Here is a 6,096-nt window from a genome sequence, read left to right as displayed (position 1 = left end):
GAGCGTCCCCTGGTCATTCACGGGCCGCATGCGCGCGACATGCTGGGCATCGTCAGCCTGCCTGCGCCCGACACGCCGCAGCAGACCACGGGCGTGGTGATCGTGGTGGGTGGCGCGCAATACCGCGTCGGCAGCCACAGGCAGTTCGTGCAGCTCGCCCGCGGTCTCGCCGCCGCAGGCTATCCCGTGTTGCGCTTTGACTTCCCCGGCATGGGCGACAGCCCGGGAAGTCGCGTGCCGTTTGAAGACTCCGCCCCCCACATCGCCGCCGCCATCGATGCCTTGCATGGCCGCCACGGCAAGGTGGACAAGGTCGTGCTCTGGGGCTTGTGCGACGGTGCATCGGCCAGCCTGCTCTACATGCAGGCCACCCGCGATTCCCGCGTAGCAGGCTTGGCTCTGCTCAACCCCTGGGTACGGTCCGACGCCGGACTGGCGCGTGCACGGGTGAAGCACTACTACCGCCAGCGCCTCCTGGAGCCCGCCTTTTGGCGCAAGCTGGCAGCCGGTGGCGTGGGCTGGCAGGCACTGCGTGGCTTGGGGAGCAACCTGCGCACCATGCGGCAAAAAACGCCAGAAATACTCACATTTCAGGATCTAATGGCGCAAGGATGGCGTGCCTTTGGAGGCAAAATTATACTGATACTGAGTGGGCGGGATCTGACAGCACAGGAGTTTGTGGAACATGCAAAAATGCACCCCGCTTGGCGCGGATTGCTCGCCCGCCCTGGTGTCATCGAATACCAGATCCACGGAGCGGATCACACTTTTTCCGGCACGTTAGCGAAGCGGGAAGTGGAAACAGTGATGCTTGCCTGGCTGAAAAGTTTGCACTGCTGACCGTCCGCAGCCGCAGGTCGCGCTTGCAAAACAAAGAGGCCGCGTCGAAGTGTGCGCCCTTATTTTTCCAACACTGCCGACGAGCAGCGCCTCACTCCATTCGACAGTCACAGGCGATCTGCGGCGACATAGTCGAACTTTCTCTCGAAGTCCAGCAGCGGCCGCCACGGAAAGTCTTCAGGTTCAACCAGAACCACCTCAAGGGTCGCAAATCCACACCGGGAGCAGAGTTCCAGTAACTGGGTCTGCAGCGCTGGAGTCACAGCGGTGGCGGCGTTGGCCTGCAGGGTGAGCTGGATGCCGCCGCTGCTCGTGGAGGCAAGACGAAAAGCGCCGGTCAATTGGTCGGCAATGGCGTGGTCAAGGTACAGCAGCTCTTTGACGCTTTCGACCGAAGGCAATCCGGAGAGCCGGTCTTTGATGCGCCCCTGAATGGCCACCAGCGGTAGCCAAGGCGGCTGAGTTTCCGCCATGACAGCCGCCTTGGCCGTTTCTTGCGGGTGTATGAGCCTGCCCAGATCGCCGGTGGCATAGCGCGGCAGCGGAATGACGGCATGGCGGTCGAGCAAGGTAATGCAGAGCTCACCGAAGCCATTCGCATCAGGGTTCAAAATTTCAAGGTAAATGCGCAGCGGGTTGTAGCAAAAAATGGAGGGGATGGCGTCCACTGCCGCTGAGCCGCAGAGCACACGCACCAACTCCGGCTGGGCGCGCATGGCGCGGCGCATGCGAATCGTCTCGCGCGTTTCAAACAGCAGGTTCAGACCCAGTTCTCCCACCCCGAAAGAGCTGCCCACCAAACGGTGCGGGTCTTGATCGATGTCGATACCCATGCGCGCAGCAATATAGTCGCGCTGGGCTTCTACCAGCACTTCTTCGCCCACGATCACACTGGTGTTGAGCGCGCGCCAGTCCACGCCCGACCTGTCAGCTTCATCCAGCAACCGGCGAATGAACAAGGGATCTGTACACAACAAGGTCTGCTGAAAACCAGGTCCCACGTCGCGCAAGATGGAGCACGCCATGTCTTCGCGCACACTGACGTTGGCGACCGCCACCGCCCGGGAGCGGAACACCACTCCCATGGGCAAACAATTGACCAGCAGTGTGGACGTATCGTCCACGCCGAAGACATCCTGGAGGCCCAGATCGATGGAGAACCAAGCCTCTTCGTGCTGTTCCCGCGCCGTCAGCCGGAAACCATAACTGCGGCCACCTCGGCCAGAACTGGTAAGCACGTCGGCCAACATGGTGGCCGGCAATGGCCGCGAGAGCTGGGCCAGCTGGAAACGTTCGAACGTGTTGGCTTTGGTCAAGACGGGCAAACTGACCCACCCGGTCTGGGAACCCAGTTTGCCGAGATCGACACCCTGCTCTTGCAGCAAGGTTCTGTATGCCGCGCTGTGTTTGGCGGCGTCGATGCTGGTGCGGATCGCGCGGGCTTTTGAGGCCTCCAGCATGCGACTGCTGCCCATGCGCCGGCCCTGGGCCAACAGGAGTTTGCGCAAACCACGGACTGCGCCCTCAGGCAGAAGCGAGAGCAGGCCCATTTGCACTCAGCACAAGACACAGGAGCTACGCATCCACGCCAGCAGTGCCGGATTTCGCTGACTCAATTGGTACTCAAAGACACGCAGGTCCGCCACGTACGGAGCCACGGGACCATAGTAATCAGTGGCTGGTCCTATCTGCTGGAAACCAAAGTTCATTCGCGCCAGTATCCGCGCCAAAGAGCGCTCCATCGCGGCATACCAATAGCGAATTCCGTTGCGTAAACTGTATGCATACATTTGGCGATACAGGCTCAGCAGAATTTCGGGCGATGGATTGCGCAGTTCGTGGACACGCGCGGATTCAGCCTCATCCGTTGATACGCCGCTGGGGGGCTTCTCACCGTGGCGACGACGGTAATCTTTGCGTACCATAAGACGGCTGATCTCGGCCGATTGTGCCGCTGGTGGCAGTATCACTCCCTCCAGCAGCGCCACGCAGTGGTTCTGAAACGGAAACGTTTGGATCGCGTCGGGATGCACCAATCGCACATAGCCCGCCAAATCTTGCTGCAGACTCAACGCAGCGAAGTGGGCCGAATTGACGTCATGCTCATCGCTCTCCCTCCCATCGGGACATTCTTCTGGACGAAGAAAGCGGCATTCTTCGCAATAAACTTGGTAGCGCAACTCCTCTGCTGCACGCAATAAGGTTTTGTCCCGTTGGGGCACAACCTCACATCCCAAAAAATGGGTGGAGAACTCTTTTTGAGGATGGAAAACGGCATTCATGCGGACAATCCTGCGTTGTATTGAGCTTTGCTTGGAAGCATGGAGTCAACGTTGAAGGGCTCAGACATACCAATAGGGAGCAAGATCGTTCATTTCGATCCTGTTTGGCTGATGATTCACCAAGATAGCGATCGATACGTAACACTTGGTGCACACGGTCGTCTCCAAGCGATCCTCTGCACAGCGAAGGAGAACTGCGAAGCCGTATGCGCTCCGTTGGTTACCGAACTCCTATTGAATGTTGCGAAACAGCGTCGCGGCTACCGCACCGCGCCGGAAACCAGACTGCGCAAACGTCCCAAACGATGCCGGCCCCACGCAAGGAAGCCACGCCAATGGCGCCGGTCGAAGGCCATGAGCCCTATGCGTTCACGGCGCTGGGCCATCCAGTCGCGCTTATAGGCGTCGTCACCGCTGAGGTAGTCGACTTCCAGCACCCTGTCGACGTCCATGGCATGCTGCATCAGTGCTGCGGTGAGGACCGAGCCAGGGGAAAAGCGATCTTGCCCTTGCACATAAGCCAATTTGTAGATGTTGGCCTTGTGGGCATGCACCAGCCAGACTTGCGCGGCCAAGGGCTGATCACCCGCCCACAATACGCCCAGGCGCAACCAGCCTTGGCGCGCTGCTGTGTGCACCAGTCCAGGCATGAAAGCAGGACAGGGTTCGGGCTGCTTCCAGCTTTGGGAATAGACTGCCTCGTAGGCGGACAAAGCGCAGTCCAAATGGCTCGACTCGCCGGTATGGATATCGACGCGCCATTCTCCAGCGCGAGTCAGGCGACGCCGGCCACGTGACACGCTGTGCCGCAGGGCAGACGGACGCTGTGCCCAATAAGCCCCGAAACCACCGTGCGGGACGGTTTGGTACCAATTGCCAAAACAAAAATAACGATTTGTCCAGTAGCCCGCTGCTTGCAATCCGCTCTGCAGCGCTGCAAGCCACGGGCTATCGTCATCCAACGGTTGTAAACGCAACACCTCACCACCGGGTATGTGCCGCAGTGCCTTGGCCGCCGCACGCCACTGCCCAGCCGAGAGGCCGTGGATGGCCTCCAGGGGACCTGTTGGGCCATAAAGACAGCTGTAGTAATTGCTTAGAGCAGACAGAGGCTTACCAGGCATTTGCTGCATGAGGTGCAAGTAGGCCGTCCCGCCATGTGATGACACGGGCAATGGCCATTTCCAATGCTGCTGGGGCGCGCGTTCGAAGCCGTGGGCGAGCAGGTTGGCAAACCACGCCTCTGTCTCGAACACATCTTCGGGCATGCTGCCTACCCTGCTTTGAACGATCAGCGGCCTATGGCCAGATAGTCAAACCCCTGTTCGCGCAGCAATGCAGGATCGTACAGGTTGCGGCCGTCCACGATGAGGGGTTGCTTGAGCCGGGCCTTGATCAGGTCAAAGTCCGGGCTGCGAAACTCTTTCCATTCAGTCACGATGACCAATGCATCCGCGCCTTCCAAGGCGTCGTTCGGAGCGTGCGCATAGTGGATGCGCGGATCGTCTCCGAGCAGGCGCCGTGCCTCGTACATGGCTGCAGGGTCATAGGCAGCAATGGTGGCGCCAGCGGCTAGGAGGTCGGCGATCAACTCCAAGCTCGGCGCCTCGCGCATATCGTCGGTGTTGGGTTTGAATGCCAGCCCCCACACGGCGAAATGCCTGCCCGTCAGGTCGTCTCCCATCCTTTGTCTGATCTTGCAGCCGAGTACATGCTTTTGCGCATTGTTGGCTGTCTCAACGGCATTGAGCACCTGCAGATTCATGCCGGCTTCGGTAGCGGCCGTTTTGATCAAGGCTTTCACATCCTTGGGGAAGCAGGATCCACCATAGCCGCACCCTGGGTAGAGAAAGTGGTAGCCAATGCGCGGATCAGATCCCATGCCCTGGCGCACCATCTCAATGTCGGCGCCCAGGCGCTCTGCCAGATTCGCCAACTCGTTCATGAAACTGATGCGTGTGGCCAACATGGCATTGGCCGCGTATTTGGTCAGTTCAGCGCTGCGCACGTCGGTTACGATCAAGCGCTCACGGTTGCGCTGGAAGGGGGCATAAATCGCGCGCATCAGCAAAATGGCCTGCTCATCGGAGGCGCCTACGATGATCCGATCCGGACGCATGAAGTCTTCTACCGCCGCCCCCTCCTTGAGGAACTCCGGGTTCGATACCACGGCATAGGGAGTCTGCACGCCACGCTGGAACAGTTCCTCGGCGATGGCGGCATGCACTTGGTCGGCCGTGCCCACGGGAACCGTGCTTTTGTCCACCACCACCTTGTAGTCGGTCATGAAGCCGCCAATGCTGCGCGCGGCGGCCAAGACATACCGCATGTCTGCGGAGCCGTCTTCACCGGGCGGCGTTCCTACGGCAATGAATTGAACGGTGCCGTGGTGCACGGCCTGTTCTACGTCGGTGGTAAAGCGCAGGCGCCCTGCAGCTACATTGCGCTGCACCATTTCTTGCAGGCCAGGTTCAAAGATAGGGATACGACCTGATTCCAGGATTCGGATTTTTTCAAAATCCACATCCAAGCACAACACGTCGTTGCCCACTTCGGCCAAGCACGCTCCGCTGACCAAGCCTACATAGCCTGTTCCAACCACGGTAATTTTCATGGTGCCTCACTGCAACAGTCGTATATGGCGAAAAATGCATCATATCAATGAGGCATGAATTATTTTCATACAACTTACTAGTCATTTGCAATTATTGCAAAAAATGACTTTTTTCGGTTACAAATCCACAATGCAGTGCCCTGCTTGGAAAGCCTTCCAAGTATCAGATTGGACCAAGGAAATGCGTTCCGTTTAAGAAAGTTGCCACCAACGGCAATGCCAAAGTCCCATCGTGCTGACCTTGACAAAAGCGCAGTGAGGATGGCTTTGTCGCCGGCTTCTAGTGTGTTGATGCCAATAGCTCTATAAGTTAGCCACGGCACTTCTTAGCCTGACAAGTGAACAACGCATAAAACTGCC

The 6,096-nt window shown here is 58.7% G+C and carries 5 protein-coding genes; 1 reads left to right on the top strand and 4 read right to left on the bottom strand.

The features are described 5' to 3' along the window. Nucleotides 1-840: hydrolase 1, exosortase A system-associated (locus tag B2J89_RS01830; RefSeq protein ID WP_371809019.1), on the top strand; the 840-nt coding region annotated here is incomplete at its 5' end. Between the two features lie 107 nt (nucleotides 841-947). On the opposite strand, the gene B2J89_RS01825 is transcribed toward B2J89_RS01830, so the two are convergent. The 4 genes from B2J89_RS01825 to B2J89_RS01810 form a co-directional block, all read right to left on the bottom strand. Beyond that, complete coding sequence (locus B2J89_RS01825; RefSeq protein WP_169167518.1) at nucleotides 948-2,390, bottom strand: hypothetical protein; 1,443 nt, start codon at nucleotides 2,388-2,390, stop codon at nucleotides 948-950. A 6-nt stretch (nucleotides 2,391-2,396) separates the two neighbouring features. Further along, nucleotides 2,397-3,122 (bottom strand): PEP-CTERM/exosortase system-associated acyltransferase, encoded by a 726-nt coding sequence (locus tag B2J89_RS01820; protein ID WP_169167517.1) that lies wholly within the window; start codon nucleotides 3,120-3,122, stop codon nucleotides 2,397-2,399. Between the two features lie 260 nt (nucleotides 3,123-3,382). Continuing rightward, complete coding sequence (locus tag B2J89_RS01815) at nucleotides 3,383-4,390, bottom strand: GNAT family N-acetyltransferase (protein ID WP_240964688.1); 1,008 nt, start codon at nucleotides 4,388-4,390, stop codon at nucleotides 3,383-3,385. Between the two features lie 23 nt (nucleotides 4,391-4,413). Beyond that, entirely contained in the window at nucleotides 4,414-5,736 is a 1,323-nt protein-coding gene (locus B2J89_RS01810) for a UDP-glucose/GDP-mannose dehydrogenase family protein (RefSeq protein WP_169167516.1), read from the bottom strand. Nucleotides 5,737-6,096 lie beyond the last annotated feature (360 nt).

The organism is Acidovorax sp. SRB_24 (genome assembly GCF_012931925.1).
Note: the sequence above shows the minus strand (reverse complement) of the source record. Positions and strands in the feature narration are given on the sequence as shown.

What these genes read in the sequence shown, in the direction of transcription:
- B2J89_RS01825 (WP_169167518.1), bottom strand. Translation starts at nt 2,390, where the DNA reads ATGGGCCTGCTCTCGCTTCTGCCTGAGGGCGCAGTCCGTGGTTTGCGC.
- B2J89_RS01820 (WP_169167517.1), bottom strand. Translation starts at nt 3,122, where the DNA reads ATGAATGCCGTTTTCCATCCTCAAAAAGAGTTCTCCACCCATTTTTTG.
- B2J89_RS01815 (WP_240964688.1), bottom strand. Translation starts at nt 4,390, where the DNA reads ATGCCCGAAGATGTGTTCGAGACAGAGGCGTGGTTTGCCAACCTGCTC.
- B2J89_RS01810 (WP_169167516.1), bottom strand. Translation starts at nt 5,736, where the DNA reads ATGAAAATTACCGTGGTTGGAACAGGCTATGTAGGCTTGGTCAGCGGA.